At 41.8% G+C, this 20,914-nt stretch carries 20 protein-coding genes; 6 read left to right on the top strand and 14 right to left on the bottom strand.

Annotation, left to right across the window (positions count from 1 at the left end; translation table 11 throughout):
- Positions 1 to 62: 62 nt before the first annotated feature.
- Positions 63 to 872 carry a patatin-like phospholipase family protein gene (locus tag AC59JO_RS23565; RefSeq protein ID WP_413666994.1) on the bottom strand — a complete coding sequence of 270 codons (810 nt, stop codon included), beginning with the start codon at positions 870 to 872 and terminating at the stop codon, positions 63 to 65.
- A 228-nt stretch (positions 873 to 1,100) separates the two neighbouring features.
- Between AC59JO_RS23565 and AC59JO_RS23570 the strand changes: the two genes are divergently transcribed.
- The gene (locus AC59JO_RS23570) at positions 1,101 to 1,841 is read left to right on the top strand and encodes a DUF6896 domain-containing protein (RefSeq protein WP_497308418.1); all 741 of its coding nucleotides are present in this window, start codon (positions 1,101 to 1,103) and stop codon (positions 1,839 to 1,841) included.
- A 232-nt stretch (positions 1,842 to 2,073) separates the two neighbouring features.
- On the opposite strand, the gene AC59JO_RS23575 is transcribed toward AC59JO_RS23570, so the two are convergent.
- The 4 genes from AC59JO_RS23575 to AC59JO_RS23590 all read right to left on the bottom strand — a co-directional run bounded on the left by AC59JO_RS23575 (position 2,074) and on the right by AC59JO_RS23590 (position 5,246).
- Positions 2,074 to 2,730 (bottom strand): phosphatase PAP2 family protein, encoded by a 657-nt coding sequence (locus AC59JO_RS23575; RefSeq protein ID WP_413666993.1) that lies wholly within the window; start codon positions 2,728 to 2,730, stop codon positions 2,074 to 2,076.
- 210 nt (positions 2,731 to 2,940) lie between these two features.
- Positions 2,941 to 3,501 carry an isochorismatase family protein gene (locus AC59JO_RS23580; protein WP_497308420.1) on the bottom strand — a complete coding sequence of 187 codons (561 nt, stop codon included), beginning with the start codon at positions 3,499 to 3,501 and terminating at the stop codon, positions 2,941 to 2,943.
- A 21-nt stretch (positions 3,502 to 3,522) separates the two neighbouring features.
- The gene (locus tag AC59JO_RS23585; protein ID WP_497308422.1) at positions 3,523 to 4,785 is read right to left on the bottom strand and encodes an MFS transporter; all 1,263 of its coding nucleotides are present in this window, start codon (positions 4,783 to 4,785) and stop codon (positions 3,523 to 3,525) included.
- Positions 4,786 to 4,808: 23 nt separating this feature from the next.
- On the bottom strand, positions 4,809 to 5,246 hold the full coding sequence (locus AC59JO_RS23590) for a MarR family winged helix-turn-helix transcriptional regulator (protein ID WP_497308424.1): 438 nt from the start codon (positions 5,244 to 5,246) through the stop codon (positions 4,809 to 4,811).
- 256 nt (positions 5,247 to 5,502) lie between these two features.
- Here AC59JO_RS23590 and AC59JO_RS23595 point away from each other — a divergent pair, with 256 nt between their 5' ends.
- Complete coding sequence (locus AC59JO_RS23595; protein ID WP_497308426.1) at positions 5,503 to 6,378, top strand: glycoside hydrolase family 25 protein; 876 nt, start codon at positions 5,503 to 5,505, stop codon at positions 6,376 to 6,378.
- Between the two features lie 445 nt (positions 6,379 to 6,823).
- Here the strand turns inward: AC59JO_RS23595 and AC59JO_RS23600 are convergent, their stop codons facing one another.
- Positions 6,824 to 7,183, bottom strand: coding sequence for a DoxX family protein (locus AC59JO_RS23600; protein ID WP_497308428.1), 360 nt, complete (start codon positions 7,181 to 7,183; stop codon positions 6,824 to 6,826).
- A 94-nt stretch (positions 7,184 to 7,277) separates the two neighbouring features.
- Between AC59JO_RS23600 and AC59JO_RS23605 the strand changes: the two genes are divergently transcribed.
- The gene (locus tag AC59JO_RS23605) at positions 7,278 to 7,673 is read left to right on the top strand and encodes a winged helix-turn-helix transcriptional regulator (RefSeq protein ID WP_413666987.1); all 396 of its coding nucleotides are present in this window, start codon (positions 7,278 to 7,280) and stop codon (positions 7,671 to 7,673) included.
- Between the two features lie 76 nt (positions 7,674 to 7,749).
- Here the strand turns inward: AC59JO_RS23605 and AC59JO_RS23610 are convergent, their stop codons facing one another.
- The 3 genes from AC59JO_RS23610 to AC59JO_RS23620 form a co-directional block, all read right to left on the bottom strand.
- Entirely contained in the window at positions 7,750 to 7,932 is a 183-nt protein-coding gene (locus AC59JO_RS23610) for a hypothetical protein (protein ID WP_413666986.1), read from the bottom strand.
- A gap of 81 nt (positions 7,933 to 8,013) precedes the next feature.
- Positions 8,014 to 8,517, bottom strand: coding sequence for an inorganic diphosphatase (locus tag AC59JO_RS23615; protein WP_413666985.1), 504 nt, complete (start codon positions 8,515 to 8,517; stop codon positions 8,014 to 8,016).
- Between the two features lie 13 nt (positions 8,518 to 8,530).
- Positions 8,531 to 9,316: a mechanosensitive ion channel family protein gene (locus AC59JO_RS23620; RefSeq protein ID WP_413666984.1), complete on the bottom strand. Its 786-nt coding sequence runs from the start codon at positions 9,314 to 9,316 to the stop codon at positions 8,531 to 8,533.
- Positions 9,317 to 9,687: 371 nt separating this feature from the next.
- Here AC59JO_RS23620 and AC59JO_RS23625 point away from each other — a divergent pair, with 371 nt between their 5' ends.
- On the top strand, positions 9,688 to 9,963 hold the full coding sequence (locus tag AC59JO_RS23625) for a hypothetical protein (protein WP_497308431.1): 276 nt from the start codon (positions 9,688 to 9,690) through the stop codon (positions 9,961 to 9,963).
- A 162-nt stretch (positions 9,964 to 10,125) separates the two neighbouring features.
- Here AC59JO_RS23625 and AC59JO_RS23630 read toward each other — a convergent pair whose 3' ends face one another.
- Together AC59JO_RS23630 and AC59JO_RS23635 are read right to left on the bottom strand one after the other, a co-directional pair.
- Complete coding sequence (locus AC59JO_RS23630; protein WP_497308433.1) at positions 10,126 to 11,289, bottom strand: hypothetical protein; 1,164 nt, start codon at positions 11,287 to 11,289, stop codon at positions 10,126 to 10,128.
- Between the two features lie 5 nt (positions 11,290 to 11,294).
- Positions 11,295 to 11,633 (bottom strand): hypothetical protein, encoded by a 339-nt coding sequence (locus AC59JO_RS23635; RefSeq protein WP_497308435.1) that lies wholly within the window; start codon positions 11,631 to 11,633, stop codon positions 11,295 to 11,297.
- A 289-nt stretch (positions 11,634 to 11,922) separates the two neighbouring features.
- Here AC59JO_RS23635 and AC59JO_RS23640 point away from each other — a divergent pair, with 289 nt between their 5' ends.
- Together AC59JO_RS23640 and AC59JO_RS23645 are read left to right on the top strand one after the other, a co-directional pair.
- Positions 11,923 to 12,981 (top strand): LacI family DNA-binding transcriptional regulator, encoded by a 1,059-nt coding sequence (locus AC59JO_RS23640; protein ID WP_497308437.1) that lies wholly within the window; start codon positions 11,923 to 11,925, stop codon positions 12,979 to 12,981.
- A gap of 255 nt (positions 12,982 to 13,236) precedes the next feature.
- Positions 13,237 to 16,296: a glycosyltransferase family 117 protein gene (locus AC59JO_RS23645; RefSeq protein ID WP_497308439.1), complete on the top strand. Its 3,060-nt coding sequence runs from the start codon at positions 13,237 to 13,239 to the stop codon at positions 16,294 to 16,296.
- 62 nt (positions 16,297 to 16,358) lie between these two features.
- Here the strand turns inward: AC59JO_RS23645 and AC59JO_RS23650 are convergent, their stop codons facing one another.
- The 3 genes from AC59JO_RS23650 to AC59JO_RS23660 all read right to left on the bottom strand — a co-directional run bounded on the left by AC59JO_RS23650 (position 16,359) and on the right by AC59JO_RS23660 (position 20,822).
- On the bottom strand, positions 16,359 to 17,261 hold the full coding sequence (locus AC59JO_RS23650; protein ID WP_413666978.1) for a metallophosphoesterase family protein: 903 nt from the start codon (positions 17,259 to 17,261) through the stop codon (positions 16,359 to 16,361).
- Between the two features lie 213 nt (positions 17,262 to 17,474).
- A complete protein-coding gene (locus tag AC59JO_RS23655; protein ID WP_497308441.1) occupies positions 17,475 to 20,588 on the bottom strand; it encodes a lantibiotic dehydratase in 3,114 nt (1,037 codons plus the stop codon).
- A gap of 66 nt (positions 20,589 to 20,654) precedes the next feature.
- Complete coding sequence (locus AC59JO_RS23660; RefSeq protein WP_497308443.1) at positions 20,655 to 20,822, bottom strand: hypothetical protein; 168 nt, start codon at positions 20,820 to 20,822, stop codon at positions 20,655 to 20,657.
- Positions 20,823 to 20,914 lie beyond the last annotated feature (92 nt).

Raw genomic sequence — 20,914 nt, forward strand, 5'->3', positions numbered from 1 at the left:
GATCTTTTGTCTATTCCTAACAGCAATTTTAAGCTACATTGCATATCCATTACAAGTAGATTTTATCCTTTGAGCTTATGAATAACCTCTTTTAACTTTTCGTTACTATGGATGGTTTTTAAACCTTCTTCGTAGCCAATCATATAGATTTCTTCGGCAGCATCGGTGTCAAAAATGCCATAGCCACCCAAGCCATGTGGTTCAATAACTATGTCGCACAACATTTTATGTGCATTAAGGCCCGAATTGATCGTTATCATGGCAGCCCTGTCAACCAGGCTTCCGAAAGATTTAATTGTTGATACAACCGGCAAATGATTACAGCAAGAGCCTATGATAAAGTCGCAATTGCCCACCAACGGCTCAACCGGGAAATTATTAAGGATGCCCCCATCAACAAACATATGATCCTTAATGATAATAGGCCTGAAGATGCCGGGTAGGCAGCAGGACGCCAAAATAGCTATGTCCAGTTCGCCCTCGGTAAAGTAAACCAGTTTTGCTTCTCCAATGTCGACCGCCGGAATGGTAACACGCGTTTTAAGCTGTTGAAAGGAGTTATGCGGAATATATTTATTGATCAATACCCGGGTATGTAGTATAGAGATCAAACCGTTGCTGCCAAAGGCCGGGCGCAACAATTTAAGCAGGCTGTTATCTTTAATGATCCTAAGAATTTCTTTTGGTTCATATCCCTCTGCAAAAAAAGCGGCAGCTATTGCGCCTGCACTTGTGCCCGAGATGTGTGAAAACTTAATACCGTGATCGGTCAGCGCCTGCATCACCCCCAAATGGGCGACACCACGTACACCGCCGCCCGACAGCACCAATCCTATCTTTCTTGAGCCGTTTTGATCGATGTTTGTATTCATTTTGTATTAGGTTATCATCAACAGCTAACCAAGGCAGGCTACCTGAACATTGAGGTCAATATATTACTTTATTCAAATAAGGAAAAATTTTCCATCAAATCATATTTCCGCTATTAACCATGCTGGATTACTTAGGCGTACCATATTGCATCGGGCAAATTACCTATTTTAGTCGTCGGTAACTACAGATAATTAAATACTTCTGCTGTTTATTTACATTTGATAACCGTGGATAGAACAACCCAAACAATAACGGTAGGTTCAATGAGCCAGATTCCTCCTCTGGAGGTAATCAGCAAAACACCTCGTGAAAAAAAATTAAAGTTGCTCTTTGAACATACTTTACAATACCATAGAAAAGAGATTGGTGACAAACTAAAAAATGATCTTAAGGGATTTCAAGTCTCCATACATCACTCTCTGCCTGAAATAAATATTGCAAAACTGATAACAGATGAAGAAATTGACGAAAATCAACTGTTCTTCGAGCAGTGCGCAAAGGATTATCGTACATTAGGCGGAATATTGATCAATAAGTTAGCGTCGAAATTAAATATTGAGATCAATCCTCAGTTTCCGCTTAGTACATTTAGTCCGTTTTTAGCTAATAAAAAACAAAGGGGAACAGTTAAAGAATGGCGTTATTTCCTCCATGGTTTTCATTGTGGGTTCGAACACAAAAAGTCAGGTCAAATTATAGAAGTACCTCTTGTATTTGGACTGGAGTTTGGCGATTTAGATCCTTATTTTTTTACAAGGTTCATTAAATCAACAAAAGACTATCTTCCCTTACCTATAGATATTTATGAACACTATGCAGATGGTGTAAAGATAATTGAAAGGATGCTTGCTCTTAATAAGTTCGAGCGTATAAACTCCAATATTGAAAATCATACTGGCGTAGTTGTTAATGACAGAAAAAAAATTCACATTGAAGTTTACCGTGAAGAGGTCTTAACCAATGTCTAAAAGAAATTCAACCTATTGCGTTTTTTAGGACTAAAATGATGGGTGTAGAAGCTCTTAACCTAATCTTTTCCGGTTCCATTTCAGCTTCCTTAATCGCTTCCAATCGGTAAGCAGTAATCCAAACAACAAATCAAGTATGGCTATCATATATATTATCTAACAATTGATAAATTAAAGATACAGATTAATCAAAAAAAATTCAAACGGCAAGAATCTCCCTGATTCCCCCTCACTACTTCTTCAAAAAAGACATCGCCGCTGCACTACCCACACCCAATGTTAATCCGGCTGCCACATCGGTAGGATAATGAACACCTAAATACATTCTTGAATAACTTGTAGCCCCGGCCCAAAAAAAAGATGGCGCAATCACGTACCACTTGGGATAAGCAGCAGATAAGGCTGTGGCTGTGGCAAAACTTGATGAGGTATGCCCTGATGGGAAGGAAGTACCGCCAGCCCTGTAAACAGGTGTAATATTGATATTTTGAATAAATGGCCGCGGCCGCTTTACCAGGTGTTTGATCAGCAGCATAAAACCGTAGGATACTGCTGTGCTGCTGGCTACATAGCCCGCGTTTTGCCGCATTTCTTTGTTATTGCTTACAATCCCTCCTACTAATAAACCTGCCGGAATCCCGATATCGCCATACAAAACATTTTTACTCAGAAACATGAAAAAGCCTGTTTGCCCGGGCGTTCGCTGATTTTGGAGATCGATCATCACACGATCATCCCAGCGCTGAATTGCAGGTGGAATAAATGCCGGGCTGTTCACGGTAATTTTCGCCGAATCGGCCTGGGCTAATACTTTGTTTGTGAAGCAAATAAATAAGCCCTGCAAATGAATTAAAACTACCAGAAATTTAAGCGGGGAGATTTTCTTCATAGATGTTCAGCGGCAACTTACTGTACTGCTAATTTAGCTATAAATACCCATTGCAAGGAGATTGTTTGTGCGCTGGGCAGTAAAAGCACGAGCGATGGATAGCCATAGGAATAAGACTTACGAAGTTTTTGAAACTTCGTAAGTCTGGGTTCTTCAACTTACCTGGTCAGGTACAAAGCAGATGTATCTTATTTGTAAACTTACTATTATCTACCCCAATTTCTCAATGATCTCGGCAGCAGTCCCCACCTCGCCTATCCTCGGGAAAATGTATTTGAAGCTGTGAGCATGCGCTTCGGCAAACATATCGGTCATTGCATCGCTGGCAAAGGCGATGTTGTAAGCAAACTCATTAGCCGAGCGGGCTGTGGCTTCAACACCTATGCTGGTTGCTACTCCCGCCAGTACAATTTGCGTAATACCTCTTTTTTGCAGTTCTTCGTGTAAACCAGTGTTATAAAAAGCGCCCCAGGTTTTTTTGGTGATAAAAATGTCTGTTGGTTCGGTTTTAATTTCAGGAGCTATTTCATTCCAGTCGGCCGGGAGTTCGGTCATGCTGTTCGCTTTGTTGTCACGCCTTGTTTTAAAGGCTGCACCTGTTGGTTCTACATGAACAACAACAATAGGTTTACCGGCCTTGCGAAAGGCTCCCACCAGTTGAGCCGATTTTTCAAGGATATCGGCCATTGGGTGAGCCCCCGTAAGTTGTACAATGTATTTCTGCAAATCTATCAGTACAAGTGCTGTGTTTTGATCAAGTGTAGTTATCATGATAATTTGATTGTTTAATGTTTAAGAAATTGCCTCAGTGGGTTGCTGTTGCATGGCAGCCATTGCTTTCTTTTTAAGCCTGCTGCGCCGTAAAAAACCAAAATGTATAATGCCCAAAAGCAGTGCTATCATGCCTTCGGCCATTACGGTATCGGGTACACCTATTTTTTGCGAAACGGCACCAATAAGCAAACCGCCAAGCGGCTGCATCCCAAAAAAAGACATCGCGTAATAACTGATTACCCGGCCACGCATTTCGGGACTTGCAGTAGTTTGAATAATAGTATTGCCTATAGTAACCTGCGACATCATACCGAAACCAATAATAGCCGAGAAAAACAACGCAACAGCGTAGTTGTGCATATGCGAAAATGCGATTAGCCCCACCGCAAATACCAGCGTATTAACAGCAAGGATCTTTTTAAGATCGGTACCGGCACTTAATGAGGCCAGGAAAATGCCGCCACCAAAAGCACCAAGCCCTATTACACTATCAATCACCCCAAATGTTGATGCCGTTCCTTTAAATATATCCTTAGCATAAACCGGTATCAGCGTACTAAAAGGGAGTACAAACAGGCTTATCGAAGCAAGCATCAGTAACATAAACATGATAGTGGGTGTATTCCGGATGTATTCGAAGCCATCCTTTAAATCTGCCAGTACGTTTTTACCATGGGGTTTCGGCGTAAATTCAGGCAAACGCATCATCAGTAATGAGCCAATTACGGCAACGAAGCTTACCGCATTGGCCCCAAAACAAACCGAATCACCAAATTTTTCGATGATCAGGCCTGCTATCCCCGGCCCTATTAACCGCGACAGGTTCACCATAGAAGAGTTAAGGGCAAGCGCATTGGGCAGGTCCGACTTATCATCAACCATTTCATAAACTAATGATTGCCTTGCAGGTACGTCAAATGCGTTAATAAGCCCTAAAACAGCGGTCAATGCCATGATTGCCCAAACCGAATAATAGCCAAAAAACACCAGCATAGTGAGCAAAATGGCTTGTATCATTGAGGCCACTTGTGTAAATAGCAGTACTTTAAAGCGGTTATACCTGTCAGAAACCACACCACCCAAAAACGAAAACAGGAACGAGGGGAACAAACTTGCAAACAGGCTTAAACCCAACATAAACTTGGAATGGGTTTGCGAATAGATCACCCAGCTCACGGCTGTTTTCTGCATCCAGGTACCCAGTAAAGAAACGGATTGCCCGGCAAAATACAACCGGTAGTTTCGGCTTTTAAAAGCGTTGAATGTACTTATCTTACTCATCTATCACTTTCTGTCGGTTTTTATTAATCAAAGTCTACAAGTTTGGCCAGCGGCGTCAGGGCTTTCTTCAAAACTTCCTGTTCTTCGGCAGTGCAGGTAGCTTCAAGCGCACGGTTAAGCCATTCGTCTTTTTCGCTTCTTGATTTGTGAATGAGGCTGATCCCCTCTTCCGAAAGCGAAATGATCACCTTGCGCTTGTCTAACGCTGAGATGCGCCTTTTGATCAACCCAAGATTAAGCAGATTACTCAGGATCTGCGACATAGATTGCGTGGTGATCTTCTCCATAGCTGCCAGCTCATTAGGCAGGATCTCTTCATGCTGAAAAATCAGCGCCATGGTTGACCGCTCGGTAAGCGAAAGCTTTTCGGCAGTGGCCGATGTCTTCCTGATCTTTTTACTAAGCCGGCCTATAATAAACCGCAATTCGGAAGCCAGCTGAATCTCTTTTTCGTCGCTCATAAAATTAATCAGTTAAACTTGTAAGTTTACCTTACAAATATAGAGGTTGTTTTGTTAAGGGAGTGTAAAACCTGACCGCTGTTTTTTTTGATTTCACTGATTACGTTGATTTTGATTGGCTTACTTACTATATATCCTCCGAGGTTATTGACAACAACGTCAACCACAGCATTGGCGTTAGCCATGATCATCAAAAAAATCAGCGCAATCAACGTAATCATCCCTAATCAACGGTTCGTTTTCGTATTTTTACCCCGTGCCTGCTCCTGAAAAGAAAACACCTGTAAGAAAGAAAGCGCCTGCCCGTAAAAAACTGGTAGTTAAAGCAAAACAGCAGACCAATTTCTCCCCCCAGTGGATAGTGGCTATAGGCGCTATGCTGCTCATCCTGCTTTCTCCTTTTTATTATGGTTATATCTTAAAGTTTGGCAGCGCCACGTGGCGATGGATCATGGACGCCGGCGAGGATACGCATTATCGTAAATACAAGGATTTTGCCATCCATATCCCCGACGGCTATACCGTATATGGTATTGATGTATCATCATACCAGGGGCGCATCAACTGGAAACAGGTGAAGGCCATGCGCGAGGGCGATGTTCATATCAGCTTCGCATTCATCAAAGCTACAGAAGGCGTATTAAGCGTTGACCCCTATTTTCAACGTAACTGGCGTGAGGCTCCAAAGGCCGGGATCATGTGCGGCGCTTATCATTTCTTTCTTCCGCAAAAAAGCGGCGTATGGCAGGCCAAGTTTTTCCTGCAAACCGTAAAAACCGAAAAAGGCGACCTGCCAATGGTGGTGGATATTGAGAGATTGTATCGTACCAGTCCCGAAAAGATGCGTGAGCAATTAGAAAGCTTTATCAAAACAATTGAAACGCATACAGGAATCAAGCCTATCATCTACACCAACCTTAAATTTTACCAGGATTATCTGGAAGGATATTTTGATGGTTATACCCTTTGGATAGCCCATTACTATCAGCCCAAACTGCTGGTATCAAATAAAACAAATTGGAAATTCTGGCAGCATTCGGATAAGGCACATGTTAACGGCATCAACCATGTTGTAGATTTCAACGTTTTTAAGGGAGATAGTACGGAGTTTGAGAAATTGCTGGTGCCGTAAGTGACTAAAGGAATATTCTTCCCCGTCATTGCGAGGTACGAAGACAACCGACCGTAGGGAGCTCATTAATACCTATAAAAATCAAATTATATTTATTAATAATCGCGAACTATACAGGGAGGACTTGCTTAGCCGCTCTGCTTCTTGGGTATTGCTTCGTGCCTTATAATGAATTGATTGTAAGTTATTGATTATTAAGTGTATTCTCTTCAATAATTTGATAAATGTGAGCGTTGCCTCCGGCCCGGGCTTTCCGTTACAAGTCCTCGCTTTGCCTGCACACAAACCCAACGCTCGCTGCGGGCTTTTCACTGCAATCCCTAACGCGGCCCCGCGCACCATCGCTAAAATATATTGTATACGTCATCACGATTTTTTTTAGGATTTCCCTGATGGCTACTCGCAATGAAGAGGTGGCGAAGACGTAAGCTACACATCTCGCAAATTACTGCTGCTTTTTATAATACAAAAAATATGATCCTCCCAAAATCCCCAAAAACACTAACGGCATAACACGGTTTGCAACCGGATCACCCGACGCGGTATGCGCTATAAAGGCCGAAACAAATACAAAAGTAAATCCTGAATAAGTCCACTCTTTCAACCTTGCAGATACAGGAACCAATAATAATATTGCGCCGATAAGTTTGGCTATTGCCAGTTCAACCCTAAAATAATCGGGGAAACCTAAATGATGGAAAGCGGCAGCCATTTCGGGTTTTGTTAAATAGGAGTAGCATGAAAAAGCCATCATCAATGCTACAATGGCTGTCAATATCCAGTAAAAGATCTTAGTAGTTTTCATTTGTTGTTGTTTGTTTTACGCAAACTTAATTACCTTTGCTATCAAAAAGATACTACTATCCTAAAGGATACCGGTATCGTTGAGGATAGCGATCATGAATAAAGAACCAATCATTCGCACAAAAGAAGCCTGCAATGCCGCCATAAATGCAGTACGCGATACACTTTACGTGGTAAACGGCAAATGGAAATTACTGCTATTGGTAAGTTTGATGACAGGGACTAAACGGTTTAAGGAACTTCAGCGTGAGCTGGAAAGTATCACTCCCAAAGTGCTCTCCAAAGAACTCCGCGACCTTGAATTAAATGGGTTTATTAAAAGGACGGTTTATGATACCACACCTGTAACTGTGATTTATGAACGTACGGAATATGCCGATTCGCTTGGGAATGTCATTAATGAAATGCGTGAATGGGGGATGAAACACCGTGAGCATATTAAACAAATGAGCCGCGATGAAGCCGAAGCAAGAAAAGCAATAGCAGTTTAATTTTATACGCTTACTTTAAAATCAAATACAAAGCGCCCCTACCTGGTAAGCAGGGGCGCTTTTATGAATAAGAATATTACGCTTTTTTCTTTTCGGGATGATGGGCGCTGTCCCCGCCTGATGTTTGATCAGAACGCTGCCCACCTGCATTGCTTGTGCCTTTTTGCTTTTGGGCATTATTATGATTAGTAAAAGCGCGGTCGGCAGTTGGCCTGCCTTGTGCATTAGCATTATTCTTAAAATCCTGTTGACCTTTCATAATAACTGTATTTAAATTCAACAATGTTTATAATATTAAAACAGTCAAAAAGCGATTGAGTTTTATTAATTTGATACGGTACTACTCATTACTGATAGCCGCATTATTAACAAGCTCCATAGCCCCCTCTGCACCAAGCCGTTCCATTAATTTAAACTCTTTGGATTCGAGGCGGCTGTAGTTGGTAAAAAATGCTTCTATTTGGTCAACCAGGTTTGGCGGCAATTGCGCGGCATCATGCAGGCCGGTAAAAATTTTGGATACCTCCGGCACTGCTAAAAACCTGTCATTTCTGTAACGCTGTCCAGCGGTGTTAATCTGTTCGACCTTAAAAGCCCCTATCAGGCGGCAATCTATCACACATCCGGGGAACGTACCTATTTCAGATATTACCAGTACATCCAGCGGATCGCCATCGCCACCAAGTGTATTGGGTATAAACCCAAAATCAAACGGAAAAACCATACCTGCCGGCAGCAGTTTTTTAAGCCTGAATTGCTTTGTTGCGGCTTCATAATTATACTTGTGCCCGCTGCCCCTGGGCGTTTCAACAATCACGGTGATGTTGTTTTCTAAATTTTCCATACCTCACCTGTTTTTATAAACCGGGAATCTTGATTCCTGCTGATTTTATGTCCTGCAAAATGTTCTCCTGCACAGCCAGCTTGGTATCCTGAAAACCGTGTGCATGTACCCAAACATTTACCCCTACCCGGTAGCCATCAGGATCCAGTCCGGCTATACCAATCCTTCGATCGGGCGTTTCCAATATATTTTTTGATTTATCGATAGAGGAATTAATCACCGACTTCACCTCATTAAAATCGATATTATTGGTAAACTTCAGTTCAATATCCAACCTGCGTGTTCCTTCCCTGCTAATGTTAATGATCACCTCGTTTGATAGTTTGCTGTTAGGCATGATCACTATCCTGTTATCGAAGGTTTTAACAATGGTATAAAAAATCTGGATAGCGGTAACTGTACCTTCAAGTCCCTGGGCTATGATATTATCACCAACAACAAAGGGTTTGAGTAAAAGGATAAGCACCCCGCTGGCAAAATTTTGCAGCGTACCTGAAAGCGCCAAACCGACTGCCACACCAAAAGCACCAACAAGCGCTGTAAACAGAGTGATAGGCACACCCATAATCTGCACAACACCTAATATCAGCAACACACGAAGTATAACGCCAACAAGGCTTTGCAAAAAGGGCTTTATGGTGGGGTCTATTTCCTTTTTTTCCATGTGCCCCCGCCACCATTTAAGCAGCAGGTTAATAAGCCATAAGCCTACAAATAAAACCAATAACCCTATCAAAAAACCAGGTGCGTAACGAATTATCCAAATGTATGCCTGGTCGTAAAACTTCTCTATTTTCATAATGCAATTGTTTAGCTTCTGAATAAAAAACAACTAAAGCTTAACGCATATATGAAGGAAGGGTTTGTTTTAATAGCTATATACGTTTTTATCTTCGATGATTAGACCATACCTAAACCCCAACGACAGATACTTATAAACTAAACAGATTATTGATTATTTTTGTATATGCAGACACTCGAGATAATAGTTCCTGACGATAAAACACGTTTGGTTAAGGACATCCTTAAAGAGTTGGGTGTAAAAATTAAAGTAAAAAAAGAGCAAATTCCCTAATACGGAAACCACTGCGGCTATGGGAGAGTTGAAAGCCGGTAAAGGGAAAAAATTCAAAAACGTGGACGATTTGTTCAAAAGCATCTAACCCGGTCATGTTCGAGATCGTCACCTCAACCAAATTCTTCAAAGATTTAAAATTACTCAAAAAGCGTTCGCTTAATGATTTCCAATTATTGCAGAACGTAATTACCACACTTGCCAAAGGTCATACAGGCCTCGACAAAAAATATAAAGCTCATAAGCCTATTCAAAATTTTATGCGGATAAACTACTGCCCTCTGTGGACAACCTGCATTGACGATGCTTTTAAAACTTTAGGCAAGCTTACCCGTTCGATAAGCGAAAGACAAGTGAATACCCCCGCATAAAAAGGGCAGGGTTCTTAAGAAACCTGCCCCAACTCAATCTGAACCTAAAATGCTAAACGGTTAGATACTAAAGGATCCTATCTACGATTTTTAATGACCTCAGGGACCTTAAAATCATTAACACCTACATTAGCCGATAGTTGTGCCATTGGTATTAAAACATTATAAAGCTATCGTTTGAGTACTACCATCATTTATTTTGTATTTGATTATTTTACTGCCCTTGGTAATAGTAATATTTAGTTTCCGATTATTTAACCTCGATATTTTAAGATCGAACACATGCCCAAACGAATGGATATTATTCAAGGACATTTCATTCCACCCCTTTGGTAGCCTTGGGGTACAATCAAAGCTGTTAAAACCAGTTGGCAGTATCCCAAACACGCCTTCAATAAATATCCGGCAATATAATCCACCCTCGGCCGATAAATGCCTTTGATTGCCTTCAGGATAGGCTTCCACCGGATAAGGGACGTGTTCTCCTAACAACCTTCTGCGTGAATAGTAACGAAGGTAATCCATTGCTCTTTCTGTTTTACCAGCCTGGAACACCCCACGAAGCGCGTAGAGGGTGGAGCGGTCCCAAAATGTTTCTTTACCTGCCTCTGTGGCCAATCCATCCGCCGTCCATAGCCTTGGTGAAAACAATGCGTTGACTGTTCCCTCGGCCCTGTTTAAGATACCCATGGTAAGCGGCACGCAAATCCAGGCACGAAGTACGTTATTGGTTTCATAATATTTATACGTTTCAAAGCCCTCTACCCTCCCCCCGAAATATTTCTCGATATTTACTTTAAGCACGGCGGCTTGTTTTAAATATTCATCTGTTTGCGCTTTAGGCTGATGCAATTGTTTCCCCAAATTAGCCGCGGATACTAACGCGCCATAATAAAGACTGCTCGTTGGTATATTGGCTTTACCAGATGGGAAACGTCCCTCCAGTTCATCAGAATTGGAAGTGACAACACCTTGATCATTCAATTTCCGGTGGCAGTATTCCAGGCACCAGGTGATGAGCGGCCATAATACCTTTGCAGAATCAGGATGGCCATAAGCCAGTGCAAACCTTGAAGCCCCATAAGCAAGCATAGCCTGGTCACCTCTGTCTCCGGCACCTTGCCACACAGCATCGCCTTCGGCAACAATTGAACTTGGGATGGCTTTGTATTCCGGGTTCATGTACCTGGCGAACAAACGATAAGATGTCATGGCAGCGAGATTCCCGATACTATCACCCAGGAATGCATAGAAAGGATAGGTATATTCAGCCTGATCATTTGCCCAGATAGCGGCATAATAAGCCAACCCGCCCGGGCCGTGCATATAGCCTATCTTAGTTTTGTAAATACTTTCTGTTCCCCTGATCTTGGCCCTATGATCTCTTCAACTACTTTTAGTATCACCGGGTTATAAAAGGCATGATGAATCGGTTCGGTTCCCGCCTTGGTCAGTAAATGAAAATAATATTGACGGGCTTCCTGCCCGAACGAAGCGATCTCATCACCCAGGTGCTGGAAGGAGGAACTATGGGCCTGCTTGTCGGCTGCTTTAATTTGGGGGCTTAACAACTTGTCCATGATCAACCTGAAGTGGTCAATTTCACCCAGGGTTAAGACATTAACAATCACATACCCCTCTTTTTCGAAGGATTCCTTAAGATTTTCCATATGAAATTTTGTTTAGTTTATTTTGATTTTTCGCTCAGTTTCAAAGGAGTTTAGACATGAGTATTCCCCTACCCAATTCAATGGGTTCCTTTAATCTTCTATATGTATTTTGTGCTTAAACTACCTTAATCTGCTCCTGGTTTAAAAATGCCTGTTGTGCTATTTATAATTGATTACAAGTTATTTAGGTTATAAAAACTCAAATAGTCAACGTTCACTATTTGACAAACATATATGCTTTATTTTGCACTTCCAAATTTTTTAGATAAAAACTGTAATATTGCTTTGCGTGAAAACAAGTTCAAATAAAACTATCGGTATTAAAGAAATTGCAGAACGGGCCGGGGTATCCACCGGCCCTGTTGACAAGGTATTAAATAACCGTGGTGGGGTTTCAAAGGCAACACACGAACGTATCTTACAGGCAATTAAAGACCTCGGGTATAAACCGAACATCTTGGCCAGCAGGTTAAAATCGGCGAGAGATTATAGTATCGCGGTTTTAATTCCTGAAGCGACGGAAATGATCCCCTTTTGGTCAGCCCATAGCACCGGATTTGAGGAGGCATTGAAAGAAGTTTCCCCTTTTGGGATCAATATCAGTATCCTAACCTTTGAACAGAATAACGAGGTTTCCTTTAAATTATGTGTGGATGAAGTGATTGGCGATAACTATGACGGTATTTTTATGGTGCCGGTATTTCATGATCAAACGATAAGGTTACTGGCACATTGCAAAGATTTAAGTGTACCCGTTATCTTCTTTGACAGCAATTTACCAGGCCTGTCCAATATCAGCTTTATAGGGAATCATTCGAAAGACAGCGGATACCTGGCAGCTAACTTATTGGATTATACAACTTCTCAAAAGGGAGATATACTGATTGCCTCCATTGAAAGAGAAGAAGATAATCACATTCAATTCGCTGCCCGGGAGGAAGGGTTTTTAACTTTCTTTGAAAACTCCGGCAGGAAAATATGGAGATTTACTGACAATACCGGGAATGAGCAAACGATTAGTAAAGGTATTACTGCGGTTTTTGAAGATAAACCCCATCTGGAAGGAATATTTGTTGTGAACGGCATTGATAAGATTGCGGCAGCAATTACTCCGGAACAGAAGCTCAATTACCGTGTAGTCGGGTATGATCTTGTTGATAATAATATTCAAATGCTGAAGAAGGGAGCCATCGATTTCCTGATCAGCCAGCAACCCCAAAAACAGGCATATCAAGGCATTAAATTGTTTTACGATCTTTTAATATTAAAAAAAACAATAGCCTCTTCTTATTTCCTTCCGCTTGATATCGTTATGAAAGCGAATATCGATTATTACAGCTTCCTGTAAATCAACGGGGTTATAAATTTTGCAAAAGTTAAGCGGAAGTTATAAAGGCTAATGGGAATGCCATGTAAAACCCAACCTCCTGCCCATCCGGGATGAGAATGAACAGATCAACCTTTTAGAATTAGTGCGGACAGGAACCCACTCTGTCTGTTTTAACATCCATTTAACACTTCAGTCTGCCAAGTGTTAACAAATGTTAAAAGTGTTAAATTTCAATACGTTACCATTTTTATACCCTAATTTGGTGTTAACTATTTGAAAAAACTTTTACACTTTATCATGAGCTACAACAAGATCAATAACCTTTTGGGCTGGCTTTGTTTTACCCTTGCGTCCTTAACTTACATCCTTACTTTAGAGCCTTCTGTAAGTTTTTGGGACTGCGGCGAATTTATTTCCTGCGCTTATAAACTCCAGGTATCGCACCAACCGGGCTATCCACTTTTTGCTATGATAGGGAAAGCCTTTTCCCTACTGTCTATGGGCGACAGGACAAAAGTTGCCTATTTTACCAATCTTGGTTCGGCATTGGCCAGCGGCGCTACCATCATGTTTTTGTTTTGGAGTATAACTGCACTTGCCAAAAAACTACTTGCTATTAAAAATACCCCTGTTAACAAAACCCAAACCTTACAAATAATGGGTGCCGGGCTAACCGGCGCCCTTGCATTTGCCTTTACGGATACCTTTTGGTTTTCGGCGGTTGAAACCATTGTTTTTGCATGGTCGTCACTATGCACTGCTGTGGTATTCTGGGCTATTTTAAAATGGGACGCCGTTGCCGATGAACCACGTGCCGACAGGTGGCTGGTTTTTATTGCTTATGTAATAGGCCTTTCTATCGGTATCCACCTGCTCAATTTATTAACTATACCGGCTTTGGTTATGGTATATTATTTCCGCAGGTATAAAAAAATCAATATTAAAAACGGTCTTATAGCGTTTGCCGTTAGTATCCTGATCCTGGCCCTTGTTCAGTTCGGGATAAGGGGCTACACCATTGCCCTTGCCTCCCGGTTCGATCTGTTTTTTGTGAACACCATAGGCTTAGGTTTTGGAAGCGGCGTTTTGTTCTTCTTTTTATTGCTGATCGGATTGCTTGTAGCCGGTATCTGGTACAGCATCCGCAAGCAGAAGCATTTCTTAAATGTGAGCCTGCTTTGTATCGTGTTTATTTATTTTGGTTACAGCTCATTTGTATATATCCCGATCCGGGCATCGGCAGGCACCAATCTTAACAATTCGCATCCCAGCGATGCTTTTACCATGTATGAGTACCTTAACCGCACCCAGTATGGCGAAACACCATTGCTTAAAGGCCCTTTATTTGATGCCAAAATAACCGACGTTACCGACGGTACACCGCTTTACCGTAAAGGCAAAAAACAATATGAGGTAGCCTATAACAAGCCCAACTATGTTTACGACCATACCAGCATCCTGCCCCGCATGTGGTCGACAGAGGAGAATACTACATACGCACAGGACGCGCAGTTTTATCGCGACTGGCTGCAGCTGAGCGATAACGCCACCCCTACTTTTTCGGATAATTTGCGGTGGATGTTCAGCTGGCAGATGTACCAGATGTACTGGCGTTACTTTATGTGGAATTTTGTTGGCCGTTATAACGACGACGATATGGAAGGCCAAACTAACATGAACGGTATTGGCGGTAACTGGACATCTGGCTTGTTCAACAACACCTCCAATACTCCAAAGTTTATATTGAATGATGTTACCTATACGCCGCTTTATGCCCTCCCCTTAGCAGTTGGCTTGCTCGGCATGTTCTATCACTTCAAAAAAAGGAAGAAAGATGCACTGGTAATAACGCTGTTATTCTTTTTCACCGGGCTGGCTATAGTGTTATATGTTAACCAGCCATCTATACAGCCCCGTGAGCGCGATTACTCGTATGTAGGTTCATTTTATGCCTTTGCCATTTGGATTGGCCTGGGGCTGATAGCACTGATTGATATGGTGCCTAAAAAGATCAGTCCGCGGTTTGCCACAATTGGGGCATTTGTTATATGTACTATTGTTGGACCCGTATTGCTGGCCAGTAAAGAGTGGAAAAACCATGATCGCTCAACTAAAATGGCGGCGCATGATATGGCATACAATTACCTGATGTCGTGCCCTAAAAATGCTATTTTGTTTGATCTGGGCGATAATGATACCTATTCACTCTGGTATGACCAGGAAGTGGAAAATATCCGCCCAGACGTACGCATCGTAAACCTGAGCCTGCTAAGTGCCGACTGGTCGGTGAGACAAATGCAACGCAAAATAAACCAGGCCGACGCGCTGCCCATCACCATGAACTTTGATAAATACAAGCTGGGCACCCGTGATGTGATCAGGTATAATGATGCCAAAATACCTGGCTACGTTGATGTAAAAGATATTTTTGATTTTATCACGTCAGATGATAAACGTACCCACGTTGAATACACCAACGGCACAACCGAAAATTATCTGCCTACCAAAAATTTCAAACTGGCAGTGAATGCGGATGATGTGATGAAAAATAAGGTTATTACACCTGAGCAAAAGGGGATGCTAACGGATACCATGAAATGGAAATTCCCGCCTAACTATATCACCAAAGAAAACCTTGCCATGATAGATATACTTGCCCATAATGACTGGAAACGGCCAATTTGTTTCACTACATCCATTGGCCAAACAAGTATGGTTGGCTTACAGCCATATTTATACCAGGAAGGTTTTACCTATCGGATGCTGCCATTCAAAACTGATTCATCGCTGGCAGATCAGCTTTCAAAAATCAATAGCCTGGTAATGTACAGCAACATGATGGACAAGTTTAAATTCGGCAATTTCAAAACTGCCAAATACCTTGATCAGCAATCAACAAGCATGTTTTTCCCACAAATGGTCTCTGCTTTTTCCGATTTGTCGGCAGCATTACTGAAAGAAGGCCGTCGTAACCTTGCCCTTAATACGCTGCACAAATATGAGACAGTAATGCCCGACATCAATCCTAATTTCATGACCGCGCAAGGCAAAATAACAATGGCCGATACCTCGTATAAGCTTGACTATGCCAAACTGGGTAATAAACTGATCAAAAGCGTTAACAGCTACTTAACCGATAAGCTTGATTACAACTATCATCAATTACAAAAAGATACAGGCCGGTTAAGCCCCCGCGATGTGCAGATCAGCATGTCGCTGCTGAACAATATGGTTGCCATAACGCACAACAGCAATCAAAAAGAACTGAGCGGCCAACTGCTTGCCCAGCTTAATGATTACGCCCATAAGTTTAAAAGTATTCTTCAGCTCTAAACAACCAACATATATATGCTATGGGGCAGGCTATTTATTTTAGTCTGCCCCTTTTTTATGCATTAATAATTCACGTACTTTTCTTCAAAAGTACCATCGGCATACAGGTCAATCAAGCCGTAGCCGGGAGCTGTTTCACGGCGGTTACCCTCCCACCATGCCCCCGAAACTGCCCCGTTACACAAATAAGTAACATTGTTATAAACCACCTTATCCCGCATATGCAGGTGTCCGCTTACACATAGTTTTACGTTAGGGTGCTGGTAAAACAGGTTGATGATCTTGGCAGTATCGGTATGCATATCGCCACCAAGCATTGTCCACTTGTTTACAATATCATCCTCTATCATAAGCAAAGCTGTTAAAATCGGTATGTGCGACATTACCATCACAGGCATATTGGCATCCGTAGCTTTCAGCTCGTCATTGAGCCAGCTAAGCTGCTCATCGCCCAGTTTGCCTATGTACCAGGTATTATCAATATCTAAGTGAACGCTGTCAAGCACAATGATCTTCCAGCCATTTTTAACCATGCTGTAGTAAGGCTTTACCAACTGCAACTTGTCAAGGGCGTATTTTTTCCCGTAAATGGCCTGTCCTTTGTCATCCTCATACCACCAGATATCATGGTTGCCCAGGCAGTAATGAACAGGCAGGCTGCATTCGTTTTTCATGATATTTTGCACCAGCTTCCATTGATCATTAATGGTGCCGATGTTTTCCTTATTCATGTCAAAAACAATATCACCGCCGTTTAGTACCATATCAACCTTTGGCGTTTGTTGCTGAAGGTGATGCAAACACCTGGTAAACCGGGCGGGAGCGTCAAACTTATCCTTGAGATGCACATCCGTAATATGCGCTATCCTTAATGACGGCTTAGCAGTTGATGTAGTATTACCGAGAGCCAATGAAGGCGCTAACAAAAGGCCGCCTATATTTTTTAATGCTGATCTTCTTTCCATAATATAAAAGCCTCCTGTAAAACCAGGCAGTTGTAGCTTCAAAAATACATTTATAATATTGACGGGGCACCCGAACTTCTGTTAAACTTTTATTAAGAATATCCAAGCCGAACATTCAAACACACAAAAAGCTTCCCGAATTAACGGAAAGCTTAATGAGATTTGTGCAGGGAAGGTTAAAGTATTGTTTTAAGGCGGTAGCCGCTGTTTCAATTATTGCAGATATGGCCTCCCTGTTATGTATTCGTTTGCACCTCCTGCAGCATATTTGGTTTCATAAGCCGCTTCTTCATTTTGGAATACAGACTTATAATAAAGCAACAGAAAATCATAAACGCCCAATTCATGAACCCGTTGCCGGGTTTTAAACAATCGGTTCATACTCATTTGAATAAGGCTGATAACAAGCAGGTTTAAATCCTGTGGTACTGTGCCTGATGAAATCAGCTCAGACAGCAGCGAGGTTACGGGCCTGTTATTTAAACTCCGGTACCTCAGTAAGTCGTCGCCTACAATCATTGTACCCGCAGTAAAAAGCCCCTCAATCTTGCTACGGTAATGCCTGTATTTAAACGTCAGTTGCTTTGAAAACAGGTTATTATCATTAGCATCGGTATGTGATACGGCTGCAAGCATTTCCATAAGCTCAATTTTTTGTGCAAGATGAAAATCAAAATCATTCAAAAGCCTGTCTATTGACAATAACCCCCAAAGCCATCTTACCTCTTCAAAATTTTCGGTAACATCCGTTCTGGAGATGAGGCTTGCTATAGCAAGGCTATCGTTAAAAAACAGCTGCTCAACCAATTCAATCGATGCTTCCCCATAACGTTCCAGTTCGCGTTCGTAAGTATCAAACTGCATCTTCCAGATCTGTTTTGATTTAATTAATGCCGATAACGAGTTATTAATATGCTGAATTACCCTGCCCAGGGCAAATACCGAAGCCAGGTGTACCCTGAAACGGATGTGAGGTTCGGGGTCGGCATATCGTACATAAAACCATTGGTCTATGAGGTCTTCGTGGTAAAGCTTTTTGCTTAGCTGTATAAGTTCATTTCCTATTACCTGTTCGGCAGTTTTAACACCGCAATATAATTTCACATACAACCACTCATCGCCCGGGAAAAACTGGCGTTTAGCCGCATTTGTACTAAGCGGCACCATACCGGCATACCGGCCGGTTGCTTTTTCGCCACGTTTTAAAACAGCAACAAACTGGTTACCAAGTAACTTTTCATCTTTCTTTTTAAGAACAATGTTATTGCGTTCGCCAATATATTCCTTTAAAATAATTTCATTCTTTTTTTTACAAGATGAAAGCCAGGCAGCAACTTCAAGCCTGTTATTGGTGTGTACAACCAATTCGCTGTCGGTATCTGTAAAAATAAAGGCATCGGGCAAATCCCAGTATTTAATAAACTTTGCCCATGCTTTATCATAATCAACAGCTATTTCTTTTAGAAGCTGCTGCAAACCGGCATTAGTCATATACCAGGTTTTCAAAGCTAATATTACACCTTCATAAACCACCCTCGGGGTTTTGGTTACGCCAAGCTGGGGTAATATATCGAGGTTAAAACCAAGCTGGTACTTTGAATCCTGGCACTGTAAATCGGCCAGGAACTGGTATACCGGCAATGCGGTCATGCCATAATTATATGCGGTATTTAAACGGGGTATAACGCGTTTGCCCAAACTGGCCGAACGCAGCACAACGTTATTTCCTTTAACAGACACTCGTAAATCCATCAAGTTAACTTCCAGGTTACCTGAACTTGCCTGTGTTTGTAACTGGTTATTACGATACGGAGCGGAAGTAAAGTTTCCCAGGCAGTCATCGGGGGTATGTACAATCTCGGCTACTATCGCCGGTTCATAAATACGGGCTTCTGTTTCGGCAATTTCATTGAGAATCTGGCCAAAATTTCTGTCGGCGCCAGCCAGACGGCCAAGCATGACATTTCCTGCCGGCCACCCGCAATGTTCAAGATAAAGCAAAGGCTCATCGTGGCCCGAAATACGGAACATCACCGAAAAACTTGGCGGCAATTCATCGTCATTAATCTTAACGTTATCAAATTGCGACTTTTGTATATGAATAGTTTCCTGGCCTGGATTATTAACAATCTGGCCTATTAGCCATTTTACGGCACTGGTATATTGCGGCTCTTTCTCATCAGCTATAAAACCTGCTGATCCTGGATAATGCTTTGCAGCGTAGCCGATGCCTTTTTCCGGGTCAAGCACGTCTGTAAGCGCAACCTCCTGTTCATGATAACGGTCACTGAAGCGCTTGATAAATGTTTTTAAATTTTCACTCTGATACCTGGGTGTAATTCGGTTAAGCATATCAATGGCATCAAGCAATTTATCAGCATAAGCTTTATCAAGCGTAGCTGAAGCCCCTTGCCTAAAATAATCAACCTGCAACAGTGTCCCCTGTGGGGCTTCACCTGATAAGTCTTTCAAAATCATAGCAACTTTATTATTTTTTGTAATTACACTATCGGTGCCGGACAGCACCTGCTTTATGGCATTTAGTTTTGACAAATAATCTTCCGCTTTCGAACTTTCGGGTATTAAACGGGTAAAAGCCCCGATGGCCTGATCAAGATACCCTTCATTTTCGTTACCGGGCTCAAGCTCGCTCCACAAAATCCGGTTTTCGATGAGTTTGTTCAAAAAGCCGGCAGCATCCTTCTCCGTTTTCCCAAGCGTTTCCGTGATAAACGAACTTATTGAATTGTACGACCTGGCACTTTCGCAAAACCTGATAACCTCCTGCAAATCATCAGAAGACTTTACCGATGAGGCCTTATATTTACCATAACTTAAAGCTTGATAATCAATTTTGCGGTAACCTCCATTTAAACTATACAATGTTTTGTTTAGCCTGTAGTTCAGCAATGCACGTATGGCCTCATCGTTTAAAAACCAACGATTCATAGTAACAGCTGCCGCCACATTAAGCCTTACATACTGATAATCAACACCAAGCTGCAATTTGGTGGTATCACCCCATGTAACAGGAGCGCAACCTGCAAATAACCCTAACGGGGTACTGCCGGTTGCGCTTCTGTTAATAAATTTGGCAAGGGATATTTCAAGCTTCTCCCGTTTCTTTGCATCGCTAATATTATCTATATGCAAAACTGCTTCGTATAAATCCTTTGACGTTAGCCAAAGCGCCTGCATAAACAATTCATCTCTAATGAATTCTCTGATGGTTTCCTTATCAACTGCTTTCACACAATCAAATGCAGGAAACCTGAGCATCAGGCCTGATGAAAATTTATATTGTTCAGATAATTTAGCTGTTTCCATAATGGTTACCCGTTAATGGTTCTTATTATAAAAACGGACATACCTAATGTGATTTATATCTGTCCCTTAGAACCCTGTAGAACTTGAATTAGTTTCTGTTGTAGTACCCGTCATAGCTATGTTAAAATTTGCTGCACCACTATTTTTCCCGCTGTTGTTTACAAGCGCCCGGTTTAAAATTTGCACTTGTTTAATTTGGATCTTTGGTAAAGATGCTTTGCCATAATTTTTCATACTTTTAAAGTTTAAAAAGGGTGTGAATGGTTATTTATCTGTATTATTTAGATAAATGTGGCTAAGTATCTGAACGATAGAAAAAAATTAGT

The sequence above is a fragment of the Mucilaginibacter sp. A5337 genome (assembly GCF_059690695.1).

Excerpts from the sequence above, each read along its gene's own strand:
- AC59JO_RS23565 (WP_413666994.1), bottom strand. The coding sequence starts at position 872 with ATGAATACAAACATCGATCAAAACGGCTCAAGAAAGATAGGATTGGTG.
- AC59JO_RS23575 (WP_413666993.1), bottom strand. The coding sequence starts at position 2,730 with ATGAAGAAAATCTCCCCGCTTAAATTTCTGGTAGTTTTAATTCATTTG.
- AC59JO_RS23580 (WP_497308420.1), bottom strand. The coding sequence starts at position 3,501 with ATGATAACTACACTTGATCAAAACACAGCACTTGTACTGATAGATTTG.
- AC59JO_RS23585 (WP_497308422.1), bottom strand. The coding sequence starts at position 4,785 with ATGAGTAAGATAAGTACATTCAACGCTTTTAAAAGCCGAAACTACCGG.
- AC59JO_RS23590 (WP_497308424.1), bottom strand. The coding sequence starts at position 5,246 with ATGAGCGACGAAAAAGAGATTCAGCTGGCTTCCGAATTGCGGTTTATT.
- AC59JO_RS23600 (WP_497308428.1), bottom strand. The coding sequence starts at position 7,183 with ATGAAAACTACTAAGATCTTTTACTGGATATTGACAGCCATTGTAGCA.
- AC59JO_RS23605 (WP_413666987.1), top strand. The coding sequence starts at position 7,278 with ATGAATAAAGAACCAATCATTCGCACAAAAGAAGCCTGCAATGCCGCC.
- AC59JO_RS23610 (WP_413666986.1), bottom strand. The coding sequence starts at position 7,932 with ATGAAAGGTCAACAGGATTTTAAGAATAATGCTAATGCACAAGGCAGG.
- AC59JO_RS23615 (WP_413666985.1), bottom strand. The coding sequence starts at position 8,517 with ATGGAAAATTTAGAAAACAACATCACCGTGATTGTTGAAACGCCCAGG.
- AC59JO_RS23620 (WP_413666984.1), bottom strand. The coding sequence starts at position 9,316 with ATGAAAATAGAGAAGTTTTACGACCAGGCATACATTTGGATAATTCGT.
- AC59JO_RS23625 (WP_497308431.1), top strand. The coding sequence starts at position 9,688 with ATGTTCGAGATCGTCACCTCAACCAAATTCTTCAAAGATTTAAAATTA.
- AC59JO_RS23630 (WP_497308433.1), bottom strand. The coding sequence starts at position 11,289 with ATGCACGGCCCGGGCGGGTTGGCTTATTATGCCGCTATCTGGGCAAAT.
- AC59JO_RS23635 (WP_497308435.1), bottom strand. The coding sequence starts at position 11,633 with ATGGAAAATCTTAAGGAATCCTTCGAAAAAGAGGGGTATGTGATTGTT.
- AC59JO_RS23650 (WP_413666978.1), bottom strand. The coding sequence starts at position 17,261 with ATGGAAAGAAGATCAGCATTAAAAAATATAGGCGGCCTTTTGTTAGCG.
- AC59JO_RS23655 (WP_497308441.1), bottom strand. The coding sequence starts at position 20,588 with ATGGAAACAGCTAAATTATCTGAACAATATAAATTTTCATCAGGCCTG.
- AC59JO_RS23660 (WP_497308443.1), bottom strand. The coding sequence starts at position 20,822 with ATGAAAAATTATGGCAAAGCATCTTTACCAAAGATCCAAATTAAACAA.